The 22,265-nt window shown below is 70.9% G+C and carries 22 protein-coding genes and 3 pseudogenes; 12 read left to right on the top strand and 13 right to left on the bottom strand.

Annotated elements, in window-relative coordinates:
* Nucleotides 1–477: 477 nt before the first annotated feature.
* Nucleotides 478–1,254: pseudogene (locus ACIA6T_RS16920) on the top strand (IS110 family transposase); the annotation flags it as partial.
* A gap of 22 nt (nt 1,255–1,276) precedes the next feature.
* On the top strand, nt 1,277–1,837 hold the full coding sequence (locus ACIA6T_RS16925; protein ID WP_399447256.1) for a hypothetical protein: 561 nt from the start codon (nt 1,277–1,279) through the stop codon (nt 1,835–1,837).
* A gap of 465 nt (nt 1,838–2,302) precedes the next feature.
* Here the strand turns inward: ACIA6T_RS16925 and ACIA6T_RS16930 are convergent, their stop codons facing one another.
* Together ACIA6T_RS16930 and ACIA6T_RS16935 are read right to left on the bottom strand one after the other, a co-directional pair.
* Nucleotides 2,303–3,736, bottom strand: coding sequence for an ATP-binding protein (locus tag ACIA6T_RS16930; RefSeq protein WP_399447257.1), 1,434 nt, complete (start codon nt 3,734–3,736; stop codon nt 2,303–2,305).
* A 106-nt stretch (nt 3,737–3,842) separates the two neighbouring features.
* Nucleotides 3,843–4,118, bottom strand: a pseudogene (locus ACIA6T_RS16935) (metallophosphoesterase); the annotation flags it as partial.
* Between the two features lie 339 nt (nt 4,119–4,457).
* Between ACIA6T_RS16935 and ACIA6T_RS16940 the strand changes: the two are divergent.
* From ACIA6T_RS16940 to ACIA6T_RS16965, 6 genes and pseudogenes are all read left to right on the top strand, one after another.
* Nucleotides 4,458–4,583 carry an alpha/beta fold hydrolase gene (locus ACIA6T_RS16940; protein WP_399447258.1) on the top strand — a complete coding sequence of 42 codons (126 nt, stop codon included), beginning with the start codon at nt 4,458–4,460 and terminating at the stop codon, nt 4,581–4,583.
* Between the two features lie 103 nt (nt 4,584–4,686).
* Nucleotides 4,687–4,839: pseudogene (locus tag ACIA6T_RS16945) on the top strand (hypothetical protein); the annotation flags it as partial.
* A 185-nt stretch (nt 4,840–5,024) separates the two neighbouring features.
* Nucleotides 5,025–5,174 carry a hypothetical protein gene (locus tag ACIA6T_RS16950; protein WP_399447491.1) on the top strand — a complete coding sequence of 50 codons (150 nt, stop codon included), beginning with the start codon at nt 5,025–5,027 and terminating at the stop codon, nt 5,172–5,174.
* 128 nt (nt 5,175–5,302) lie between these two features.
* A complete protein-coding gene (locus ACIA6T_RS16955) occupies nt 5,303–6,643 on the top strand; it encodes an FAD-binding oxidoreductase (RefSeq protein WP_399447259.1) in 1,341 nt (446 codons plus the stop codon).
* Nucleotides 6,644–6,769: a hypothetical protein gene (locus tag ACIA6T_RS16960; protein ID WP_399447476.1), complete on the top strand. Its 126-nt coding sequence runs from the start codon at nt 6,644–6,646 to the stop codon at nt 6,767–6,769.
* A complete protein-coding gene (locus tag ACIA6T_RS16965) occupies nt 6,762–8,333 on the top strand; it encodes an MFS transporter (protein ID WP_399447260.1) in 1,572 nt (523 codons plus the stop codon). Before ACIA6T_RS16960 ends, ACIA6T_RS16965 begins: the two co-directional genes overlap by 8 nt.
* 63 nt (nt 8,334–8,396) lie before the next feature.
* Here ACIA6T_RS16965 and ACIA6T_RS16970 read toward each other — a convergent pair whose 3' ends face one another.
* A complete protein-coding gene (locus ACIA6T_RS16970; protein WP_399447261.1) occupies nt 8,397–9,308 on the bottom strand; it encodes a LysR family transcriptional regulator in 912 nt (303 codons plus the stop codon).
* Between the two features lie 101 nt (nt 9,309–9,409).
* On the opposite strand from ACIA6T_RS16970, the gene ACIA6T_RS16975 reads away from it, so the two are divergent.
* Together ACIA6T_RS16975 and ACIA6T_RS16980 are read left to right on the top strand one after the other, a co-directional pair.
* Nucleotides 9,410–9,775: a YybH family protein gene (locus ACIA6T_RS16975; protein ID WP_399447262.1), complete on the top strand. Its 366-nt coding sequence runs from the start codon at nt 9,410–9,412 to the stop codon at nt 9,773–9,775.
* Between the two features lie 383 nt (nt 9,776–10,158).
* Nucleotides 10,159–10,785: an aminotransferase class I/II-fold pyridoxal phosphate-dependent enzyme gene (locus tag ACIA6T_RS16980; RefSeq protein ID WP_399447263.1), complete on the top strand. Its 627-nt coding sequence runs from the start codon at nt 10,159–10,161 to the stop codon at nt 10,783–10,785.
* Nucleotides 10,786–10,788: 3 nt separating this feature from the next.
* On the opposite strand, the gene ACIA6T_RS16985 is transcribed toward ACIA6T_RS16980, so the two are convergent.
* The 8 genes from ACIA6T_RS16985 to ACIA6T_RS17020 all read right to left on the bottom strand — a co-directional run bounded on the left by ACIA6T_RS16985 (nt 10,789) and on the right by ACIA6T_RS17020 (nt 19,436).
* Nucleotides 10,789–12,036, bottom strand: coding sequence for an MFS transporter (locus tag ACIA6T_RS16985; RefSeq protein ID WP_399447264.1), 1,248 nt, complete (start codon nt 12,034–12,036; stop codon nt 10,789–10,791).
* Nucleotides 12,033–12,464 carry a hypothetical protein gene (locus ACIA6T_RS16990; protein WP_399447265.1) on the bottom strand — a complete coding sequence of 144 codons (432 nt, stop codon included), beginning with the start codon at nt 12,462–12,464 and terminating at the stop codon, nt 12,033–12,035. Before ACIA6T_RS16990 ends, ACIA6T_RS16985 begins: the two co-directional genes overlap by 4 nt.
* 100 nt (nt 12,465–12,564) lie before the next feature.
* Nucleotides 12,565–13,215 carry a DsbA family protein gene (locus ACIA6T_RS16995; RefSeq protein WP_399447266.1) on the bottom strand — a complete coding sequence of 217 codons (651 nt, stop codon included), beginning with the start codon at nt 13,213–13,215 and terminating at the stop codon, nt 12,565–12,567.
* A complete protein-coding gene (locus ACIA6T_RS17000) occupies nt 13,212–13,865 on the bottom strand; it encodes a hypothetical protein (RefSeq protein WP_399447267.1) in 654 nt (217 codons plus the stop codon). The genes ACIA6T_RS16995 and ACIA6T_RS17000 overlap by 4 nt, the downstream gene beginning before the upstream one ends.
* Nucleotides 13,856–14,404, bottom strand: coding sequence for an AMP-binding protein (locus ACIA6T_RS17005; protein WP_399447268.1), 549 nt, complete (start codon nt 14,402–14,404; stop codon nt 13,856–13,858). Before ACIA6T_RS17005 ends, ACIA6T_RS17000 begins: the two co-directional genes overlap by 10 nt.
* Nucleotides 14,405–14,798: 394 nt before the next feature.
* Entirely contained in the window at nt 14,799–16,127 is a 1,329-nt protein-coding gene (locus ACIA6T_RS17010; protein WP_399447269.1) for a class I SAM-dependent RNA methyltransferase, read from the bottom strand.
* Nucleotides 16,128–16,193: 66 nt separating this feature from the next.
* Nucleotides 16,194–18,239, bottom strand: coding sequence for an APC family permease (locus ACIA6T_RS17015; RefSeq protein WP_399447270.1), 2,046 nt, complete (start codon nt 18,237–18,239; stop codon nt 16,194–16,196).
* Nucleotides 18,240–18,509: 270 nt separating this feature from the next.
* Nucleotides 18,510–19,436: a PfkB family carbohydrate kinase gene (locus ACIA6T_RS17020; protein WP_399447271.1), complete on the bottom strand. Its 927-nt coding sequence runs from the start codon at nt 19,434–19,436 to the stop codon at nt 18,510–18,512.
* A 236-nt stretch (nt 19,437–19,672) separates the two neighbouring features.
* Between ACIA6T_RS17020 and ACIA6T_RS17025 the strand changes: the two genes are divergently transcribed.
* Both ACIA6T_RS17025 and ACIA6T_RS17030 read left to right on the top strand, forming a co-directional pair.
* Complete coding sequence (locus tag ACIA6T_RS17025; RefSeq protein WP_399447272.1) at nt 19,673–20,344, top strand: potassium channel family protein; 672 nt, start codon at nt 19,673–19,675, stop codon at nt 20,342–20,344.
* Nucleotides 20,344–21,012 (top strand): potassium channel family protein, encoded by a 669-nt coding sequence (locus tag ACIA6T_RS17030; protein ID WP_399447273.1) that lies wholly within the window; start codon nt 20,344–20,346, stop codon nt 21,010–21,012. The genes ACIA6T_RS17025 and ACIA6T_RS17030 overlap by 1 nt, the downstream gene beginning before the upstream one ends.
* Before the next feature lie 46 nt (nt 21,013–21,058).
* On the opposite strand, the gene ACIA6T_RS17035 is transcribed toward ACIA6T_RS17030, so the two are convergent.
* Nucleotides 21,059–21,823, bottom strand: coding sequence for a DUF3159 domain-containing protein (locus ACIA6T_RS17035; protein WP_399447274.1), 765 nt, complete (start codon nt 21,821–21,823; stop codon nt 21,059–21,061).
* 3 nt (nt 21,824–21,826) lie between these two features.
* Entirely contained in the window at nt 21,827–22,225 is a 399-nt protein-coding gene (locus ACIA6T_RS17040) for an OB-fold nucleic acid binding domain-containing protein (protein WP_073930701.1), read from the bottom strand.
* Nucleotides 22,226–22,265 lie beyond the last annotated feature (40 nt).

Consider the following 22,265-nt stretch of genomic DNA (forward strand, 5'->3'; position numbering starts at 1 on the left):
CTCCGACGAAACCGCTCACCCCGACCCACGTCAAGGGCTTCCTGTGGACCGACGTGCTGGCGAGGACAAGTGCCTTCGTCACAGGAGTGCGGCTGGTCTGGAACAACCGCATGGCCACCGTCACCACCCGGTCGACGGCATTCTGGAGGTATCTGGACCTCACCGAACCGGACACCGACTGGAGCCGCGAACCGGAGGCCCGGATCGGCCAGCGGTACGTGGCGTTCCACTCCGAGCCCCGCGAGACCGACCGACGGGTGCTGGAGGGCTATCTGGCCCGGGCCGACGACGGCTGGATTCATCCCGCCGCCCGGCGCATGCTGGACCGCCGGCGGAGCGAACTGGAACTCCTGGGCGTCCGTACCTGCCGGGCCGCGTGTACGAGTTCGTCCCGGCCGACCCGGATCCAGGAGCGTCCGGGTAAGCCAGGAGGCGAAGCCGTCGTTCGGGTGCGGGCGGGCCGCCACCGGCCTCGGGATGGACGTTGGAAAGACCGCTCACCACGGTCACGGGCTCACCCCGGCCGGGAAGAAGGTCTTCGACAAGCCGATGCCCAACAGCGAACCCAGGCTGCGGGCCGTCTTCGACAAGCTCAAGGCCAAGTTCGGCACCGTCCTGGTGATCGTGGACCAGCCCGCCTCGATCGGGGCTCTGCCGCTGACCGTGGCCCGCGACGCGGGCTGCGAGGTCGCCTACCTGCCCGGACTCGCGATGCGGCGAATCGCCGACCTCTATCCGGGTGAGGCGAAAACCGACGCGAAGGACGCGGCAGTGCTCGCCGACGCGGCCCGGACGATGCCTCACATGCTGCGTTCGCTGGAGCTGACCGACGAGATCACCGCCGAGCTGACGGTGCTGACCGGCTTCGACCAGGACCTCGCTGCGGAAGCCACCCGCACCTCCAACCGGATACGCGGCCTGCTCACGCAGTTCCACCCCAGCCTCGAGCGCGTGCTCGGGCCCCGGCTGGACCACCCGGCTGTCACCTGGCTCCTCGAGCGCTACAAATCCCCGGTAGCTCTGCGGAAAGCCGGCCGCCGCAGACTCGCCGAACTCATCCGGCCCAAGGCCCCACGCATGGCCGCGCGGCTGATCGACGACATCTTCGACGCCCCCGACGAACAGACCGTCGTGGTCCCGGGAACCGGCACCCTCGACATCGTGATCCCGTCCCTGGCCGCCTCGCTCGCCGCGGTCCACGACCAGCACCGAGCACTGGAAGCCCAGATCAGCAGCCTGCTGGAGGCCCAACCGCAGGCACGACCCGGCCGGACTGTTGGATGTTGAACAGTTCCTCGCCCGGGCCCCGGCCTTCACCGGCCTCCGCGAACTCGCCCTGACGCATGCCGTCCTGACGCTCCCGGACGCCGCCCCGGCCGATGACGAGATCGCCGGCGCCCCCGAGGCGTGCAGTCTGCACGGTCTGCACACCTGGGCGCGCGTCCAGGTCACCGCGGTCAAAGCGATCCTCACCCACACCCACGGACACCGCACGGTCGGCGAACAGGACCGGGAACTGCTGCGCTCCACGCGGCAGCCCGGAACCGTCTGGAAGGCCAACCCCGCGGACGGGTCGTCCTGGTGGTCGGCGCCGGTAACAGCTATCGAGATCGCCGGCGCCCTGGCCGGAGCCGGAGCCGAACAGGAAGGCCGGCCCCTGGGCGGGCAGGCATCACCCTGGCTCCACCACTACGGCAGGCCGTGGCCAGCGCGGGTCGACGCCCCGGGACCACCTGACGCCCCGTCGGAGCCAGCGTCGCATGAGCGTCAGGACGTTTGCCCGTACGCCGCCACGGACCGAGGAGAACGCGTCCATCATCTCGCGAGATGCCCGTGAAGCCGCAGGTCAAGCCCACTCCCCGGTGCCAGGACACGTTCCACGTCGTGTATGTGAGGGAACACGTCGAACGTACCAAGGCGTGCCTGAGCGACCTGGGAAAACTGCAGGTCAGAGCCCCTTTGCAGCAGGCTCCAAAATTGCCACGCACTCCACATGCGACGTCATCGAGATCACGTCGGACGCAACCCATGACGGAGAAACTCCAGGTCAGAGACTCATTCACGGGCGTCAACAGAGCAGTTTCAAGATCACAGCGCCAAACGAGCGTCACAGCTTCCGCCTCATTCGGCGCGACCGCCCGGACCCACCGGTCATCACCGCAGGGACAGGGCGAGGACGCGCACCGGGGCCCGCCCTCTCGGGCGCTTCCGCCCTCCGGAGACGTTCGGACCCACGAGCACGAGACCAGCCGCAACGCTGCCCGCCTCCCCAATGCCGGATCGGTCCGGCATTGGGGAGGACTCACTGCCAGGCGTGGACGAGATCCTCGGGCCCCCAGTGGGCCGCCAGTGGCAGCCCGTCGGCCACACCGCTGCGGGACACTGCGACCAGCGGCGTGTCCGGCCCGGCCCCCGGTACGGCAAGGACGTCCCGGGCCAGGGCGTCGTACTCGCGCCTGCCAAAGGGCTGCGACTCCAGCCACTTGACGGAGCCGACGAAGTGCACCGCGCCGGCCACCGGTTCGCGGTCGGCTCCGATCAGGTCGATCTCAGGATTGTTCTGGCGGTTCCACCAGCCGCCGGTCACCTCGGTGTCCGGCCACCGTTCATCGGGCAGCAGCCGCATCAGCGACTCGCGGATGACCGGCTCGACGGCGCGTCCCCGCCAGGTGGTCCAGGAACGTTCGATGCGTTCCAGGGCAAGGTCGCCGCGTCCGCGTTCGACGAGGGGGATTCCCCGCTGCAGGAAGGCCAGCCAGAACCGGAGGTACGGGTCGGCGATGCGGTAACGCTTGTTCTTCGTGTCCGGTTTCGTGGACAGCGGCAGGTCCGCGGCGACGACCCGTTTGGCCTGCAACATGTTCAACAGGGGGGAGAGAGTGCCTGAGGGCAGGGCGCCGCTTCCGCCGGCCTGAGCGGCGATGGTGGAAAAAGTCCGCTCGCCGCTGCCGACCGCCTCCAACACCGTCCGCGCGTGCGACGCCTCCGGGAACTCCCCCAGGAGCGAGAGTTCTCCGGCCACCAGCAGCGGCGACAGGGGATTCACCAGGGACTCGCGCAGGAAGTCCTCTCGGCTCATCCCCGTCGGCCAGGACTGGACGATCTCGGGAAAGCCGCCGGTGATCAGCAGCGCATCGACCGCGTCCGCTGCCCCGAGCCCTGTCATCGTCTGCACATCGGCCAGGTGCAGCGGCCGCACCAGCATCTTCCCGGCCCGGCCGAAGAAGGGGCGCCCGTACGACTGCAGCGCTTCCATCACCGACATGTCGCTGCCGACCAGTATCAGCAGCACCGACTTGGCTGACAGGTGGCGGTCCCAGACCGTCTGCAGCGCTCCCTCGAACTCCGCGTCCTGCTCCACCAGCCACGGCACCTCGTCGATCACCGCGATGCTCGGGACGTCGTCGGGGAGCGCGAGCGCCAGTGAACGCAGCGCCTGGTTCCAGTCCGTGGCCCGCAGGCCGGCAACCAGTTCCGCGCCCGGCAGCGGGGACTGCGCGAGGGTCGTGGTGAAGTCCGCCCGCTCCGCCTCGGGGTTGCGGCCCCGGGTCGCCTGAAATACGACGTACGGGACCCCGGAGCGGTCACAGAACTCTTGCACCAAACGGGACTTCCCCACCCGCCGCCGCCCCGTCATGATCACAGCCCGCCCCCGGGTGGCCCCGGAGCCGTCCCTCACCTGGCCCAGTTGTCGAGCCAGCAGATCGAGATCGGCCGCTCTGCCCTTGAAATCCACGGCACACCGCCCCAAGAAAAGTAGCTCCCATCTTACGTAGAACGAATCCTACTTAGATGCCACCTTGCGTACTGTCGGACACGCCAGACTGCCGACCGGCCCCGCCTCATGCCTGGAGCGGCGCGAGCTCCACCACGGTCACGTCCGGGGGCGCTCCGATCCGGGTGGGCGGACCCCACGCGCCCGCGCCCCCGGAGACGTACAGCTGGGTGTCCCCGTACCGCTCCAGCCCTGCCACGGTCGGGTTCGCCAGCCCGGCCATGTAGTTCACCGGCCACATCTGGCCGCCGTGGGTGTGGCCGGACAGCCGGAGGTCCACGCCGTGGCGAACGGCCTCGTCGACGAAGACGGGCTAGTGCGCCATCAGGACCAGCTGGCGGGCTCGGCTGGAAGCCGGGACAGCACGTACGGGTACAGGTCGGGGAACTCTCCCTGCGCGCCCACGGGACCTGCTGCGCACCTACACCGTGTGGGACTACGACGGCGACGCCCTGGAACTCCGCGTGTTCCACGCACGGCGACGGCCCCGGTGCGCGCTGGGCCGCCGAGCTCGAGCCAGGCGCTCCGGTGATGTCCAAGGCGCCCGAGGCCGGCCTCGCGGTGTCGGTGAAGGCGCCGCTGGACTCGCAGATCATGACCAAGGTGGCCGCTCCCACGCTGCTGTTCGTCGGCGGGGACGACTTCTCGCTGTCCGCCGACGCGGTACGGGGGATGGTGGGGGTTGTTCCCGGACGCCGTCACCGTCACCGTGCCCGACGGCGGGCATCTGGCCTTCCTGGAGGAGCCCGAATGGTTCCAGCGGGAGGTGGAGTCGTTCGTCGAGCGGGTCGCAGGGACGAGTGACTGAGGCACCTCTCCCGGGGATCCCGAGCGCATGGCTGCTCGGGAGCCCCGGCCGTGTCCGGCAGGTGGTGCCGGCGGTGGCCGCGGTCGCCCCGCCGGGCGGCGGCGTGGCACAGCACCGGGCCGGCCGGCACGCGGTGCGCACGGCACTGCGGCGCGCGGGCAGCCCGGTGACCTCGGTGAGCCGCGCGTACAGCGGAGCGCCGGTCTGTCCGACGGGGTTCCCCGCCTCGGTGACCCACAGCACCGCACTCGCGGTGGCCGTGGTCGCGCCCGGCGCGCGCGGGGTGGGAGTGGACCTGGAGCCGCGCTGCCCGGACCTGCGGCTGCACCGGTTCCTGCTGGACGAGCGGGAGCGGGCCGAGCTGCGGCCGGCGGGCGACCCGCCGGCCTGCGGCGGCTGTTCGCCGCGAAGGAGGCCGCCTTCAAGGCGCTCTCGGACTGTGTGTACGCCCATGGCGGGCTGTTCTGGCGGGTGCGGCTCGGCCTGCGCGAGGGGCGACTGTGGGCACGGGCCGGCGACCGGTACGCGCTGATCGGGGAGCTGACGGCGCCCGCGTTCGCACTGGCCGTGGCGGTCACCGCTGAACCATAACCAAAAGTTCGCTGTTCCAGAAAAACTAGGTCTTGGACTTCTGATCGCGTCGTCGGGACCATGACCGGGACGACAGGGCCGAACCGACCCCCGCCAGGCACTGCCGTCCCTCGACGAAAGGAAGGCCCGTGCCCGCTCGCCCCGAACCGCACACCGCGCGCGAGGACCTGAGCGCGGCCGCCCGGCAACTCGCCGAACGTATCGACGGCCCGCTGTTCGCCGCGGGCCAGGACGGATACGCCGAGGAACGCGTCCGCTACCAGACCCACCAGCCGCATCGGCCGACGCTCGTCGTCGGCGCGGCCGAGCCCAAGGACGTCCAGCTCGCGGTGGAGTTCGCCGCCGCGCACGACCTCCCGGTGGGCGTTCAGGCCACCGGGCACGCGCCCGCGCTGCCCGCCGGCTCCGGGGTCCTGGTCAGCACCCGGCGGATGACCGAGGTGCGGGTGGACCCGGCCGCCCGTACGGCCTTCGTCGGCGCGGGCGTGCGGTGGAAGCAGGTCGTCGAGGCGGCCGCGCCGCACGGCCTGGCCCCGCTCAGCGGCAGCGCCCCGGACGTGGGCGTGGTCGGCTACACCCTGGGGGGCGGAATCGGCCTGATGGCCCGGAAGTTCGGGTATGCGGCCGACCACGTCCGACGCGTGGAGTGCGTCACCGCCGACGGCCGGCCCCGCGAGGTCACCGCAGACAGCGACCCCGACCTGTTCTGGGCGCTGCGCGGCGGCCAGGACAACTTCGGCCTGGTCACCGGTCTCGAAGTGGGCCTGGTCCCGGTGTCCCGCCTCTACGGCGGCGGCCTGTTCTTCGACGGCGCGGCGGCCGAGCGCGTCCTGAACGCGTACCTGCGCTGGACGGAGACGGTCCCCGAGGAGATGACCTCCTCCCTGGCCCTGGTCCCGCTGCCGGACGCGCCGTCCCTGCCCCCGCCGCTGCGCGGGCGGTACGTGGTGCACGTCCGGATCGCCCACCTCGGCGATCCGGCATACGGGGAACGGCTGGTCGCCCCGCTGCGGGCGCTCGGGCCGCGGCTGGCTGACTCGGTGCGCGAGCTGCCGTACACCGAGTCGGGAACGATCCACAACGATCCGGTGGCGCCGGCCGCGTACGTCGGGACCAACTCGATGCTCAGCGGGCTCGACGCGGGCGCGGTGCGCACCGTGCTGGAGCTGGCCGGGCCGCATGCGCCGATCACCAGCATCGTCGAGGTGCGTCACCTGGGCGGGGCCCTGGCACGGACGCCGCGCGTGCCGAACTCCGTCGGCCACCGCTCGGCCCGCTTCCTGCTCGCGGTGCTCGACCGGGTCACCGACGACACCGCCGACTCCTTCCGCGCCGCGCACACCCGGCTCACCGACGCCCTGGCTCCGCTCACCACGGGCCGCAACCTGAACTTCCTGTACGGCGCCGCTGCCACCCCGGACCAGGTCCGCCTGGCGTACGAGCCCGACGACTACGCGCGCCTCGACTGAATCAAGGCCGCGTACGACCCCGGAAACCTCTTCCGGCTGAACCGCAACATCCTACCGAACCCCTCCCCGGCCCTCGCCGAAGGGCCGCCGGCCGCTCAGGACAGCAGAAGGAACGATGATGGATAAGAAGTGGTGGACCCTGTTGGGGGTGTGCGGCGGGACGTTCATGCTCCTGCTGGACACCACCATCGTGTACGTCGTCATGCCCGACGTGCAGCGCGCCCTGGGAGCGAGCTTCGCCGACCTCCAGTGGGTGATCGACGGCTACGCCCTGGCGCTGGCCTCCTTCCTGCTGACGAGCGGCACGCTGGCCGACCGGTTCGGGCGCAAACGCCTCTACGCGATCGGCGTCGCCCTGTTCACGGTCGCCTCGCTGCTGTGCGGTGTGGCGCAGTCGCCGCTGATGCTGATCCTGTCCCGGGTACTGCAGGGCGTGGGCGGCTCGGTCATGTTCGCCACCGGTCTGGCACTGCTCGCGGGCAGCTTCCAGGGCAAGGAACGCGGTATGGCGTTCGGCGTGTGGGGCATGATCACCGGCCTCGCCTCCGCCATCGGCCCGGTGGCCGGCGGCCTGATCTCCAGCGGCATCAGCTGGCGGGGGATCTTCCTGGTCAACGTGCCGATCGGCCTCATCGTGGCCCTGATCATCGCGCTGCGCGTCGACGAGTCGAAGTCGCCGTTCGCCCGCAAGCTGGACTGGCCCGGCTTCGTCCTGCTCACCGGCGGCCTCGCCACCCTGGTCTACGGTCTGATCCGCGCCGGCGAGACCGAGTGGAGCGACGGGCGCGCGGTGACCGGTCTGGTGGTGGGCGCGGTGCTGCTGCTCGTGTTCCTGCTGGTGGAGGCGAAGTCCGAGCAGCCCATGTTCGATCTGAAGCTGTTCCGCATCCCCACCTTCGTCGGCGGTTCCATCGCCGCGTTCGCCATGAACGGCTCACTGTTCGCGATGTTCCTGTTCCTGGCGATCTACCTCCAGGAGGCGCTGCACTACTCCTCGCTGGAGACGGGCCTGCGCCTGCTCACCGCCTCGCTGTCGATGCTGGCCGCCTCCCTGCTCGCCGGGCGGCTCAGCGCCAAGGTGCACCCCCGCTACATGATCGGGGTCGGGCTTCTGCTGGTCGGCGCCGCGCTGCTGCTGATGAGCGGGATCGACGAGTCCAGCGGCTGGGAGCACCTCGTCCCCGGTCTGGTGCTGGGCGGTCTCGGCGCCGGCATGGTGAACCCGGCGCTGGCCTCCACGGCCGTGGGCGTCGTGGACTTCTCCCGCTCCGGCATGGCGTCGGGTGTGAACGGCACCTTCCGTCAGCTCGGTGTGAGCGCGGGTGTCGCGGTGCTCGGCTCGACCTTCGCCGGGGTCATCAGCGACCGGTTCCGTGACGGTCTGCGCGGGGTGCCGGAACTGGCCGGCCTCAGCGACCGGCTGGCCGCGCTGACGCGGAGCGGCGAGACCGGAGAGGCGGTGCGCCTGGTGCCGGAGCAGTACGCGGACCAGGTGGAGCAGATCGCCACGACCGGGTTCGTGGACGGTCTCAACACCCTGCTCACCGTGTCGGCCGGCCTGGCCCTGCTCGGCGGTGTGCTGGCCCTGGTGCTGATCCGCCCCGCCGACTTCCAGGCGGCCCAGGCCCCGAAGCCCGAGGCGAAGGAGAAGGACGCCCCCGGCCCTTCGCCGGTGGGTGCGGGGAACTGAACCCCTTGCACGCGAGCGGGCCCGCTTCCGTGGTGTCAGGTCACGCGCCATCGTGGTGTCAGATCACGCGCTCCTCATCGAGGCGGCCTGCGTGGCGGCGGGCTCGCCGAAGGACTGCCGACAGTGCAGCATCAGTTCGCGCAGGGCGGGGCTCTTGGTGGGCGCGGCGATCAGGGCGAGCACCGCGGGGACGTCGGCGTCGGTGATGGCGACCGTCTTGAGCTTCTTCTGGTGGGCGGTCATGGACTCGGAGAGCACCGCGACCCCGAGCCCCCGCTCGGCCAGGTGCATCACCGCGCCGGGCGCGCTGGCCTGGAGGGCGATGGTCGGAGTCAGACCGAGCGCGGCGGACGCCTCGTCCAGGGTCGCCCGGATACCGGTCCCCTCGGGCAGGCAGACGAGTGGAAAGGCGCTCAGTTCGGCGAGGGTGATCCCGTCCTTTCCGGCCAGGGGGTGGTCGTGCGGCACGGCGGCGACGATCGGCTCGCTGATCACCTGCCAGCCGTCCAGATCCGCCGGCGCGCGGCGGGCGGCGCCGATCAGCGCCAGGTCGACGGTGCCCTCGCGGACGTACTCGACCAGCTTGGCGGAATCGTCCTCGAGCAGGCTGATCTCGACGCCGGGGTGGGCGAGATGGAAGCTGGACAGCGCGTCGAAGAGCGGCTGAACGGTGCAGGCGGTGACCATGCCGACCACCAGCTTGCCCCTGACCAGGCCGTTCAACTCGTCCACGGCCTGCCGCAGCGAGTCCATGGAGGACAGCACGGACTTGGCGTGGGCCAGGACCACCTCACCGACGGCCGTGAGCTGCACACTGCGGCCTGAGCGGTCGATCAGGGTGGCCCCGAGGTCGTTCTCCAGTTGGCGGATCTGGGCGCTGATCCCAGGCTGGCTGATATGCACCAACTCCGCGGCTCTGGTGAAATTGGCTTCCTGCGCCACGGCAATGAAATACCTGAGCCGTCTAATCTCCATAACTCCAAATTATAGCGCCGATCCGGATGATTGATTGGACTTCTTCTCGGCCATGACGGAAAGTCGCCAGGTCGATACTTGGACCGCAGGAAAGGATGATCGTGTCCGAGAACGAGAAGGCCCTGAAGCCGGAAGACCTCACCCGCCTCTTCGTGGAGCGCGCCAACGCCGGTGACGCCGCCGGCCTCGCCGCGCTGTACGACGAGGAGGCCGTGATGGCCTACCCACCCGGCGCCACCACCGTGGGCCGGGAGGCGATCCGCCGGCTCTGGGAGAAGGTTCTCGCCCACGCTCCGCGCTTCGAGCATGAAGAGCCCCTGCCCACGCTGGTGTTCGGTGACATCGCGCTCACGTCCACGCCGCCCAAGGACGGTTCGGGCGCCCGCGCGCAGGTGGTCAAGCGCCAGGCGGACGGCAGCTGGCTGCGCATCATCGACCAGCCGGAGTTCCGCCCGCCGACGATCTGACGGCCTGTCGTCCTCCGGCCGTCCTCGCCTGGGCGCCACCGGCCATCACACGGCTGGCGCCCGGTGCGCGGCGCAGTACGCCCGGCCGAAAAACCTGCTGTCTCCCACGAGGCGCCGGTTCTCGGACAGGTGGTTTCACGGACCACGCGTTGACGGTTCAAGGGCAACGGATATGGTGCACGGCAGCAGGTCCGGAGCCACACGGGGAAAGCTCTTCACCGGGATACCTGACACTCGGCGCCGTTTTCCGGTGCGGCGGACTCTTTCCCGGAGCCGCCTCATCCAGCCCGGCCCACTCGGTCCGCGCCGCCCCTTGAGTGCGGCGCATCACCGGCGGCCGGGCTCCGTCGCCTGAATCCGGCGACTCTCCCCATGCTCTCCCCATGACAATTCTGGTGACCGGGGCCACCGGCAAGACGGGCAGCCATATATTACGGGAATTGCCGGCGGCGGGCGAAGAGGTACGCGTACTGACCCGCAAACCGGAAAACGCGAACGTTCCTTCCGGAACACGTGTCGTACGCGGCAACCTGAGCGACCCGGAGGTCCCGGACGGCGTCGAGCTGTACCGGAGCCGGCCGAACCTCGTCGTGCTGCGGACCTTCTCCAAGGCGTACGGCCTGGCCGCCCTGCGGGTCGGTTACGCGGTGGCGCACGAGGCGGTGGCCGCCCGGATCAGGCACACCGTCGTGCCGTTCGGGGTCAACTCCCTCGCCCAGACCGCCGCCCTGGCCTCTCTGGCGGCGGAGGACGAGTCGCTGGAGAGGGTGGAGGCGGTGGTCAAGGAACGCGACCGGCTGACCGGTGCGCCGGCGGTTCCCGTGACGCCGTCGGAGGCCAACTTCGTATGGCTGCCGCTGGGCGAGCGCACGACGGCCTTCACAGAGGCGTGCGCCCGAGCGGGGATCGACGTACGGGCCTTCCCCGGCGCGGGCGTACGACTCACGGTCGGCACCCCGGAGGCCAACGACGCCGTCCTGCGGGTCGCGGCCGCGTTCGTGACCCGCTGAGGCTCAGTCCCGCACCGGCGCCGACTCCCGCGCCTCGGCCGGGCGTCGCGCTTGCGCCAGGCGCACCGCGGGTTCCATGGCAAGGCCCGCCCCCAGGAACAGCGTGCCCACGACCAGCCAGCCCCAGGTGCCCCAGGACAGAATGAGCGTGGTCAGCAGCAGCGGGCCGACGAGCCGCGCGACGGCGGTCCCGGCGCCGTAGAAGCCCTGGTACTGGCCCTGCTTGTCGGCCGGGGCGAGGGCGAAGCCGATCTCCCAGGAGCCGGAGCCGAGCAGCATCTCGCCGAAGACCTGCACACACGCGGCGAGCAGCAGCACCAGGACCGGCAGCCAGGCCGAGGTGCCGGCCGCCGACACCGCGAAGCAGACACAGGCCAGCAGCAGCACGATCCCCGCCTGCCGCACGGCGCGCGCGGCCGACCACAGGCCCGTCACCCTTGCGGCCATGCGCACCTGGAACAGCACCACGCTGAGGGTGTTGAGCACCAGCAGCGCCGACACCGTCCAGCCCGGCGCCCCGGTCCGCTGCACGATCCACAGCGGCAGGACCACGCTGAGCAGCGGCATGTACAGCAGCATGACCATGTTCAGCAGCGAGACCAGCGCGTACGGGCGGTCCCGGAGCACGGCGAGGGCGCGTCCGGCGGGCCGGTCTTCGGAGGGGAACTGCTTCGCGGGCGCGGGAAGCCGGCTGAGCACCCAGGCGGCCAGGACGAAGGTGACCGCGTCCATCGCCAGCGCCGTGAGGTAGGCCGCCTCGCTGTCGAGCTGGAGGGCGATGCCGCCGAGGGCCGCACCGAGCGCGAGCCCGGCGTTGACGATCGACTGGAGGTAGGCCCGCGTCTCGGTGCGCCGGGCGGGCTCCACAAGCCCCGCCAGCAGAGCTTGCCGGGCGGCGGCCAGCCCGCACTGGCAGCAGGTGTACAGGCACACGGCGGCGAGGAACGCAGGGTAGGACCGCACGAACAGCAGGGAGGCGATGGCGGCGCCGGTCGCCAGTGACATCAGGATGGCGATCCCACGCGGCCCACGCCGGTCGGCGAAATGCCCGAGCGGCACGCCGGCGACGGCTCCGAGCGCCCAGCCGATGGTGAGCGCCGCGCCGATCCGGGTCGGGGACAGCCCGATGACCCGGCTGAAGTACAGCACCGAGCACACGTAGTAGGCGCCGTCGCCCACGGAGTTGGTGAGCTGTGCCAGTGCCAGGGTCCTGGGCGGCCCCGGTGGGGGGATGATGCGGATGACGCTCATTCAGTTCCCTTCTGACGGGCCGTTCCGGGAGGGGTCGCTCCGGCTCGCGGTGGGGCGCGCCACAGGCCGAGGGCGTCGGCGAGCAGCCCGACGGGTTCGACCTGCGTCTCGCCCACGGCACACGCGCCGACGATGTCGTACTCCTCCCGCCAACGCAGGGCGGCGGCCACCGCGCCGGGGACGAAGGAGCCGTCGCGGCCGGGATCGCCCTCGACGAACGCGAAGTCGTGGATGCCGGCCGCCGGATGGGCGGGGTCGGTGGCCCGGACCAGCGTCTCGTCGCGGGCACCGGCGGGGGTGATGAGGAGGATCTTCAGGCCGCGCCGGGCGAGTTCGTCCAGGTAGGCCGGTGACCGGCACACCACCAGGAATGATCCCGCCAGTACGAAGGCGGGCGGGCGCTGTTCTCTTCGCTGCGGCTGGTCCATCTCCCGTTTCCCCCCGGGATGTCGTTGCCGATGTCGATGCCCGGCGGCCGGGCCGCTCCGCTGTCGGCGGGAGGCGGCCCGGTCGCCGTCGGTGCGCGTCTCAGTCGAAGCGGAGACTGCCCGTCCGGGTCCTCTTCAGTTCGAAGAAGTCCGGGTAGTCGGCCAGCGCTCGGGCTCCGTCGAAGATCCGGGCGGCTTCCTCACCGCGCGGGATGGAGTTGAGCACCGGGCCGAAGAAGGCGACGCCGTCGATGTGGATGGTGGGCGTGCCCACGTCCTCGCCGACCGGGTCCATGCCCTCGTGGTGGCTCTTGCGCAGTTCCTCGTCGTAGGTGTCGGTGTCGGCGGCGGCCAGCAGCGACTCGGGCAGGCCCAGGGCGGCCAGGGCCTCGGCGGCGACCGCGAGGCAGTCCTTGTTGCCGCCGTTGTGTATGCGGGTGCCCAACTCCTCGTACAGGCCCAGCAGTACCTCGTCGCCGTGGTGGTGCGCGGCCGCGGTGCAGATCCGGATCAGGGCGAGGGAGTTGTCGACCAGTTCGCGGTACCAGTCCGGCAGTTCGCGCCCCTCGTTGAGGAGGTACAGGCTCATCAGCCGGAAGTCGAGGTCCAGTCGGCGGTGCTGCTGCACCTCGAGAATCCAGCGGGAGGTGATCCAGGCGAAGGGGCATGTTGGGTCGAAGTAGAAGTCGACCTTGGCAGTGTCCGTACCGGCGCCGGAGGCCGGCGCGGTGGTGGGCGTGTCTGCGGTCATGCGGTGAGCTCCTCGTTCACCGCGACGAGCGCGCCATCGCGGTCACGGACGTAGGCGGTCAGCTCGGCGTACTGCTCGCGCAGTTGCCGCTCCAGGACCTTACCGGTGACACCTATGGGCAGACCGGTCTCTTCCGGGACTATCTCCAGCAGGCCGAACACCGGGTGACCGGCGGCCCGCAGCACCTCGTTGGCCTGGCGGAGCAGCTTCTCCGGGTCGGGGTCGGCGACCGGCCGGCCGACGGCGACCGGCACCGTCCGCCCGTCGCGGTGACCGGCGACCACGGCGACGTCACCGATGTCGGGGACGTCGTTGAGGAGGACCTCCTCCATGAACACCGAGTAGCCGGTGCCCTGTTCGGTCTCGATGACGTCGGCGGCGCGGTCGACGAGGAAGAAGTCGCCCTTGCTGTCGCGGTAGGCCATGTCGCCGGGCAGCCAGTGACCGGACAGGGTGAAGCGGTAGGTGAGGTCGGAGTCGCCCCAGTAACCGGGCGTGACGGCGGGGCTCTTGGCGGCGAGGAAGCCGAACTCGCCCACGTCGGCGTGGCTGCCGTCCTTGCGCAGGATGGCGGCCTCGGCGACGCCGACCGGCTTGCCCGCACAGCGGTCGTTGCGCTCGCTGTCCAGGGTGCGGGCCTTCAGCAGCACGCCCCAGCCCAGTTCGGTGGTGCCGAGCCGGTCCAGGAGGCGGCGGGCTCCAGGCCGGGGCTGCGCATGGACAGCACCTTGGTGATGTGGGCCTGGTGCACGGCGTCCCCGATGGACACCCATGCCTGCACGGAGTCCAGCGCGCCGGGCTCGGGCCCGGTGTTGGCGAGTTCGGCGTAGGCGTGCGCGAAGGACATCACGGGGGTCGGCCGGTACTTGGCGACCGCGGCGGCCAGTCCGGGGCCGCTGCGGTCGCTGAGCGCGACGATCGGGGTACCGCCGAGGACCGCGTACACGGTGTACGCGATGCAGCCCAGGTGGGACTGGGGCAGCGCGGTCATCATCAGGGCGCCGGACTGCTCGGTGTGGTCGACCAGGCGGAACTTGGGCCCGGAGACGATGGACTTGTGGGTGTGGATGGCCGGCTTGGGGCGGCCGGTGGTGCCGGAGGAGTGCAGGATCGCCACCGGGTCGTCGTCGTGGTGGTGCCAGTAGGCGGAGTCCGGGAGCGGCGCGGCCGCGGCGTCGACGCGTACCACTGTGGCGCCCCGCTCCTCGATAAACAACCGGGCGGCCACTTCCCGCGGCCAGGAAGCGCATCTGTAAAACAACACCCGATCGAGAACACCGTGCAGCGGTCCGGCCTACGGCTCGGCGTGTCACCCTGCGTCATCAGAAGCAGGCGCTGACAGCTGGGCTCCGCAGCCCTGGTACGGCGACCGATCCTGGCGGGTGACGGGCTCCCGCATGGGAGCCGTCAGCCCTCCGGCCTGCCGTCATTTCGAGCGTCATATGAGCGTCAAGATTCTGCGCGAGTCGCCTCCGCACGCGTCTCGGCAGTGGGAAACCGCAGGTGGGACGGGTGCACCTCGTCCCACCTGTTGTACATGGCAGAACACGTCGAGAGTCCGGCCTGAACAGAGAACCCGCAGGTCAGGCGCCCTTCTTGACCGGCTCCAGGATCGCCACGCACTCCACATGGTGCGTCATCGGGAACAGGTCGAACACCCGCAGCGTCCGCACCCGGTACCCCCCGTCCCGGAAGTACGCCAGGTCCCGTGCCAGCGCCGCCGGGTCGCAGGCGACGTACGCGATGCGACGCGCGCCCAGGGACGACAGGTGTTCCACCGTCTTGCGGCCGGCGCCGGCGCGCGGGGGGTCGAGGACGACCAGGTCGACCTCCGTGATGCCCGTGCGGGGCAGGACCGACTCGACCTTGCCCTGTTCGATCCGGACGCGGGGGAAGTCCGCGAGGTTGTGGCGGGCGTCCTCCACCGCGCGCTTGCCGGACTCGATGCCGAGCACCGCGCCCGCCTCGCCGACCCGGTCGGCCAGGGCGCCCGCGAACAGGCCGACGCCGCAGTAGAGGTCGAGGGCCATGTCGCCCTTGCGGGGCAGCAGGCCCTGCATGACGGCGGTGACGAGGGTGTCGGCGGCCTTCGGGTGGACCTGCCAGAAGCCGCCGCCGGCGACGCGGTGGGTGCGGCCGTCGGCGCGTTCGCGGACGAAGGGGCGGCCGTGGACGCGGTGGAGCTGGCCGGAGCGCTCGTCGACGCGCATGACCGAGACCGGGCGGTCGAGTTCGACCAGGGGCAGGCGGGCGCCGGGCTTGGGGGTGAGGACGACCTGGCGGTCCTGGGAGCCGGTGGCCGCGATCGCCTCGACGGAGTCCATGCCCGTCCAGTCCCGCTTCTCGATGCCCAGCTCGCTGACCCCCTCGGCGGCGATCATGCAGTGGTCGATCGGCTCGACCTCGTGCGAGCGGTGCCGGCGCAGTCCCGCGCGGCCGTCGGCGGTGACGGCGTACTGCACGCGCGTGCGCCACGCCGGGACCTGGCCGGCCGGGACCTTGTCGCCCTCGGCCGGCATCACCGTGCCGTCCCAGCCGGCCTCCTCCGGGGTGAGCCCGGCCAGGCGCTGGAGCTGCTCGGCGACGACCTCGCCCTTCAGGCGCCGCTGGGCGCCCGGCTTGGCGTGCTGCCAGTCACAGCCGCCGCAGCGGCCGGGGCCGGCGAAGGGGCAGGGGGCGTCGATGCGGTCCTTGGAGGCGTCCAGCACCCGCACCGCGTCCGCGCGGAGGAAGCGGGCCCCCTCCTCGCCCTCCGTGACCTGCGCGACGACCCGTTCGCCGGGCAGCGCGTGCCGGACGAAGAGGACCTGGCCCTCGGAGGTGCGGGCGATGCAGTGGCCGCCGTGGGCGACGGGGCCGACCTCGACCTCGTACTCCTCCCCCACCAGTGATTTCCTCGGTTCTGCCTGCATGGCGGGGTGACTCCACAACATCGAGAGCGGGAAGGCCCGTGCGGGCCGGGACAACAGCCCACCAGTCTACGTGTGCGAGGAGGAGTCCTTCGCCCGCTCCGCCGGACCGCGGCGCACCGAGCCGGGGGCGGCCCATTCCTGCCGCCTGCGGGCGCGCTTCCTGGCCGCCTCGGAGGACTGGAGCTGGTACGGCACCGAGGTCACCATCACGCCCGGCGTGAACAGCAGCCGGCCCTTGAGCCGCAGCGCGCTCTGGTTGTGCAGCAGGTGCTCGTACCAGTGGCCGACCACGTACTCGGGGATGATCACGGAGACCACGTCGCGCGGGGACTCCTTGCGCAGGCTCTTGACATAGTCGATGACCGGGCGCGTGACCTCCCGGTACGGCGAGTCGAGCACCTTCAGGGGTACGTCGATGCCGCGCCGTTCCCACTCCTCTCGGAGTGCCTTGGTCTCGGCCGGGTCCACGTTGACGCTGAGCGCCTCCAGGTTGTCGGAGCGCATCAGCTTGGCGTAGCCGAGGGCGCGCAGCGTGGGGCGGTGGATCTTGGAGATCAGGACGACCGAGTGGACGCGGGAGGGCCGCACCATGTCGTCGTTCGGGGTCTCGGGGGCGGCGATCTCCTCGGCGACGCGGTCGTAGTGCTTACGGATCGCTGTCATCGTCGCGTAGAAGATGCACATGCCGAGCAGCGCGACCCAGGCACCGTGGGTGAACTTGGTGACGAGGACGACGACCAGGACCAGGCCGGTGAAGAAGGCGCCGAAGGTGTTGATGGCGCGGGAGCGGATCATGTGGCGGCGCTTGGCCTCGTCGTTCTCGGTGGCCAGCAGCCGGTTCCAGTGGCGGACCATGCCGGTCTGGCTGAGCGTGAAGGACACGAACACGCCGACGATGTAGAGCTGGATCAGCCGCGTGGAGTCGGCGCCGTAGATCCACACCAGCAGCACGGCGGCGCCGGCGAGCAGCACGATGCCGTTGGAGAAGGCGAGGCGGTCGCCTCGTGTGTGCAGCTGGCGGGGGAGGTAGCGGTCCTGGGCGAGGATCGAGCCGAGCAGCGGGAAGCCGTTGTAGGCGGTGTTCGCGGCGAGGAACAGCACCAGCGCGGTGGCGGCGGCGAGGATCATGAACAGGAGGCTGCCGTGGCCGAAGACGGCCTCGGCGACCTGGGAGATCACCGGGTCCTGGACGTAGTCCGCGCCGAGCGGGGCGCCGTCGTGGATCAGGTCCTTGGCGGGGTTCTCGGCCATGCGGACGTCGGTGGCCATCGCCAGTCCGATGATGCCGCAGAACATGGTGACGGCGAGCAGGCCCATCATGGCGAGCGTGGTCGCGGCGTTGCGCGACTTGGGCTTGCGGAAGGCCGGTACGCCGTTGGAGATCGCCTCGACACCGGTGAGCGCGGCGCAGCCGGAGGAGAAGGCGCGCAGGAGGAGGAAGACCAGGGCGAAGCCGGCGAGGCCCGGGTGTTCGGGTTTGATCTCGAAGTCCGCGGTCGGCGCCCGCATGTCGTCGCCGAGCACGACCCCGCGGAACGCGCCCCACGCGATCATCGTGAAGACGCCCGCGACGAAGACGTAGGTGGGGATCGCGAAGAGCGTGCCCGACTCCTTCACCCCGCGCAGGTTCATCAGCGTCAGCAGCACGATCACGCCGATCGCGCAGGCCACCTTGTTCTCGACGACGAACGGGACCGCCGAGCCCAGGTTCTCGATGCCGGAGGAGATCGACACGGCGACGGTGAGGACGTAGTCGACGAGCAGGGCGCTGGCGACGGTCAGTCCGGCCCTGGGGCCGAGGTTGGTGGTGGCCACCTCGTAGTCGCCGCCGCCGCTGGGGTAGGCGTGGACGTTCTGGCGGTAGGAGGCGACCACGGTGAACATCAGCACGACGACCGCGACGGCGATCCAGGGGCTGAAGTGGTACGCCGACAGACCCGCGATCGACAGGACCAGCAGCACCTCACCGGGGGCGTACGCCACGGAGGAGAGCGGGTCGGAGGCGAAGACGGGCAGGGCGACACGCTTCGGCAGGAGCGTTTCACCCAGTCGGTCACTGCGCAGTGCGCGCCCGATCAGAATCCGTTTGGGCACGTCGGTCAATTTGGACACAGCAGTGGATCGTAAGCCTTCGGACCAGGGGCGGCCCAACCACCACCCCACATCCATACGGCTTCCATACGGCCTCTGCTCTCCGGGTGAAATCACCGGGTGACCCGACCGGGGACTCGGCAGGTCGGGGCAGTTCCATGCCTATATGACCAGTCCGGCCGTAGTCGCCACGCCCCGTGGAGGTTCCCATGCACCCGACCGCAGAACTGATCGGCGCCGCGGCCGCCCTCGTCGGCCTCGGGATCCTCACGCTGGCGAGCGTGCGCAGTATCACGCGCCGCTGACCGCCCCGGGGGCCCGCCCGACGACTCCGGCGAGCAGGGCCTCCGGTCCGATGGCGGCCACCCGTGTCGACGGCACCGTGCAGGCGTACGCCCCCGCCACCGCCCCGAGCCGGGCGCAGTGGAGGGCGTCTTCGCCGCCGAGCCGGCCGTGCAGGAAGGCGGCCGCGAAGGCGTCACCGGCCCCGTTGGAGTCGACGACCGGTGCCGGGGGCTCGGCCGCGGGGACGTGGGTCAGCTCGTCGTCGGCCAGCAGGTACGCGCCCTCGGCACCCGCGGTGGCGACGACGGTCCGGGCCCGGCCCCGCGCGGCGATCCGGCGCATGGTGGTCTCCGGGTCGGTCAGGGCGGCGGCGGAGAGGAAGACGAGGTCCGCGGCGAGGGCGAACGTCTCGTGGTACGGATTGGCGCCGTCCCAGTCGTGCAGGTCGGTCGAGATCGTCACGCCCGCCTCGCGCAGCAGGGGCAGGGCGTCGGCGCACGGCTGGGTGATGACGACGTGGGCGTGCCGGCTGACGGCGGCCAGTTCGCGCACCGTCTCCTCGGGCAGCCGGTCCGTCTCGGCCCAGCGGGTCGCGTCGTACAGGGAGAGCCTCCGGCCGTCGGGGCCGACCAGGTTGACGGCGCGCTTGGTGCCGCACGGCTGCGGTACGGCGGTGAGCGCGATGCCGTGGTCGCGGTGCAGGGCGCGGACGAGGTCGCCCTCGTGGTCGTCGCCGATCAGGTCGAGGTGGTGGGTGCGCAGGCCGAGGGCGCTGGTGCCGAGGGCGACGAAGTCGCCGCTCTGTCCCGCGCGGGTGACGATGCCCGGCCGGATCATGTGGCTGTCGGCGGGCGGCACGGGCAGCTCGGGCACGTGCACGATCGTGTCCACGCCCGCGCCGCCCAGGACGAGGACGTCGATCTCGGCGGTCATGGCGGGCTCTCTCCTTGCTCCGGGCATCGGTCGTGCCCGGGTGGTGCGGATACGTCGGACCCGGCACGCACACGCGACGACCGGGCCCCGGAGGGCGTCGGGACCGCGATCCCCCGGCATGATGTTGCCTGGCGGCCCGCACTCAGGCCGCGATGTTTGCCTGGCGAGCCGAAAGAGAGACATGAGCACGAAGGTCATGAAGGTCGAACGGCCTGCAGGAAGCGCGGTGTGACGCGATGCATATTGTCATCATGGGCTGCGGAAGGGTGGGTTCCGACCTGGCCCAGACCCTGGAGGAACAGGGACACACGGTCGCCGTGATCGACCAGGACCCCACCTCCTTCCGCCGGCTGGGCTCCTCGTTCGGCGGGCGTCGGGTCACCGGGGTCGGTTTCGACCAGGACACCCTGCGCGAGGCGGGCATCGAGGAGGCGGGCGCCTTCGCCGCCGTCTCCAGCGGCGACAACTCCAACATCATCGCCGCGCGGGTGGCCCGCGAGATGTTCGGCATCGAGAACGTCGCCGCCCGCATCTACGACCCCCGCCGCGCGGAGGTCTACCAGCGCCTGGGCATCCCCACGGTGGCGACCGTGCGCTGGACGGCCGACCAGATGCTGCGCCGGCTGCTCCCCTCGGGCGCCGAGCCGCTGTGGCGCGACCCCACCGGCGGGGTCCAGCTCGCCGAGGTGCACACCTCCACGGCCTGGGTGGGGCACAGGATCAGCAGGCTGCAGGACGAGACCGGTGTGCGCGTGGCCTTCCTGACCCGGCTCGGCGAGGCGATCCTGCCCAGCTCGCAGACGGTGCTGCAGGAGGGGGACCTGGTGCATGTGATGATGCGCACCGATGAGATCGACCGCGTCGAGGCGGCGTTCGCCAAGGGGCCCGAAGAGGAGGGCGGTCACTGATGAGGGTCGCCATTGCCGGAGCCGGTGCCGTCGGCCGCTCGATCGCGGGCGAGCTGCTGGAGAACGGCCACGAGGTCCTGCTGATCGACAAGGCGCCGACCGCCATCTCGGTGGAGCGCGTGCCGCAGGCGGAGTGGCTGCTCGCCGACGCCTGCGAGATCACCTCCCTGGACGAGGCGGCGCTCCAGCGCTGCAACGTCGTCATCGCCGCGACCGGCGACGACAAGGTCAACCTGGTCGTCTCGCTGCTCGCCAAGACCGAGTACGGCGTTCCACGCGTCGTCGCCCGGGTGAACAACCCGAAGAACGAGTGGCTGTTCAACGAGTCCTGGGGCGTGGACGTCGCCGTCTCCACCCCGCGCCTGATGTCGGCCCTGGTGGAGGAGGCGGTGAGCGTCGGCGACCTGGTCCGGCTGCTGCGCTTCAGCCACGGCGACGCCAACCTGGTCGAGCTGACCCTGCCGGAGGAGTCGGCGCTGGCCGGCACCCAGGTCGGGGACGTCCAGTGGCCGCAGGACACCACGCTGGTCACCATCATCCGCGGCACGCGCGTCCTGACGCCGACCCGGGAGGACTCCCTGGAGGCCGGCGACGAACTCCTCTTCGTCGCCGCCCAGGCGCGTGAGGAGCAGTTGGAGGACCTGCTCTCGGTCCGCAAGGAGTTGTGAGAAGAGGGGCGCCCGGAGTTCTCCGGGCGCCCCTCTTTCGTACGGACTAGGACTCGCGGCGGTGACGGCCGGCCGTCGTCGTCTCGCCGTTCTCCTGCGCGGCGGCGGCCCTGCGTTCCTCTTCCGCGCGTTCCTCCGCCTCCATCTCGGCGAAGACGTCGATCGGCGGCGGCGCCTTCGCCAGGAAGACCCAGGTCAGGTACACCGCCAGCAGGAACGGCGGGATCTTCAGCGCGATCAGGACCCAGCCCAGCTGGGTCGTGTCCGCCCACCAGTACAGCGGGAACAGGATCGCGCTCTTGCCGAGCAGGATCAGCCCCCACGCCCAACTGGCCTTGGTGTACGCCTTCTTCCGGCCGGGGTTGCGGGTGCGCCAGGAGAGGTTCTCCTTGAAGACGGGGCCCAGCATCAGACCGATCAGCGGGACGCCCGCCATCGCCGTGACGATGTACGCCAGGGCCAGGCCCAGCGTGTACAGCATGCCCGGCAGGTAGAAGTCCTTGGCGTTGCCGGTCATCATCGCGAAGACCACGCCGAAGGCCACGCCGAAGACGCCGCTGAAGGCGTGCTTGACGGTGTCCCTGCGCGCCAGCCGGACCACGACCATCACCAGCGACACGGCGAGCGCCGCGATCGCCGACATGTGCAGGTCCTTGTTGACCGTGTAGATGCTGACGAAGAGCAGACCGGGGAGCACCGTCTCGACCATGCCCCGCACCCCGCCGAACGCCTCGAAGAGGGCGGCTTCGGTCACCGCCCGGGCGTCGTCCGCGGATGTGTCTTCGGTTGTCGGCTTGTCGAGTGACGTCACCGGCTACTCCCGTCCGAGGGGTCTCAGTTCGTATTTCGGATTGAACAGCACCCGGCGGCCCCGGCTCATCGAGATCCGGCCCGATGCGATCAGCTTGCGCCCCGGTTCTATCCCCACGATGGAGCGCCTGCCGAGCCACACCACGTCGAGCGCGGCGGAGCCGTCGAACAGCTCGGCCTCCAGGGCCGGAACCCCCGCGCGCGGCCGCAGCGTGACCGTGCGCAAGGTACCAGTAACCGTGACGATCTGCCGGTCGCGGCAGTCGCCTATCCGCGTACAGCCGGCCGTCTCGGCGTCCTCACGCAGCTCCTCGGACTCCAGGTCCTCCTGAGACGAGGAGAGCCGGTCGAGCATGCGCCGGAACCGGCCTGCCGGCTTCTCGGATCGAGGAACAGCACTCATATCTGAAGCGTACCGGGGTGCACTGACGGTTACGTACCCC

It is taken from the genome of Streptomyces sp. NPDC051740 (genome assembly GCF_044453165.1).
Taxonomy (GTDB): Bacteria; Actinomycetota; Actinomycetes; order Streptomycetales; family Streptomycetaceae; genus Streptomyces; species Streptomyces atrovirens.

What these genes read in the sequence shown, in the direction of transcription:
- ACIA6T_RS17040 (WP_073930701.1), bottom strand. Translation starts at nt 22,225, where the DNA reads ATGAGTGCTGTTCCTCGATCCGAGAAGCCGGCAGGCCGGTTCCGGCGC.
- ACIA6T_RS17020 (WP_399447271.1), bottom strand. Translation starts at nt 19,436, where the DNA reads ATGACCGCCGAGATCGACGTCCTCGTCCTGGGCGGCGCGGGCGTGGAC.
- ACIA6T_RS16990 (WP_399447265.1), bottom strand. Translation starts at nt 12,464, where the DNA reads ATGGACCAGCCGCAGCGAAGAGAACAGCGCCCGCCCGCCTTCGTACTG.
- ACIA6T_RS16995 (WP_399447266.1), bottom strand. Translation starts at nt 13,215, where the DNA reads ATGACCGCAGACACGCCCACCACCGCGCCGGCCTCCGGCGCCGGTACG.
- ACIA6T_RS16980 (WP_399447263.1), top strand. Translation starts at nt 10,159, where the DNA reads ATGACAATTCTGGTGACCGGGGCCACCGGCAAGACGGGCAGCCATATA.
- ACIA6T_RS17025 (WP_399447272.1), top strand. Translation starts at nt 19,673, where the DNA reads ATGCATATTGTCATCATGGGCTGCGGAAGGGTGGGTTCCGACCTGGCC.
- ACIA6T_RS16985 (WP_399447264.1), bottom strand. Translation starts at nt 12,036, where the DNA reads ATGAGCGTCATCCGCATCATCCCCCCACCGGGGCCGCCCAGGACCCTG.
- ACIA6T_RS17030 (WP_399447273.1), top strand. Translation starts at nt 20,344, where the DNA reads ATGAGGGTCGCCATTGCCGGAGCCGGTGCCGTCGGCCGCTCGATCGCG.
- ACIA6T_RS16970 (WP_399447261.1), bottom strand. Translation starts at nt 9,308, where the DNA reads ATGGAGATTAGACGGCTCAGGTATTTCATTGCCGTGGCGCAGGAAGCC.
- ACIA6T_RS16965 (WP_399447260.1), top strand. Translation starts at nt 6,762, where the DNA reads ATGGATAAGAAGTGGTGGACCCTGTTGGGGGTGTGCGGCGGGACGTTC.
- ACIA6T_RS17010 (WP_399447269.1), bottom strand. Translation starts at nt 16,127, where the DNA reads ATGCAGGCAGAACCGAGGAAATCACTGGTGGGGGAGGAGTACGAGGTC.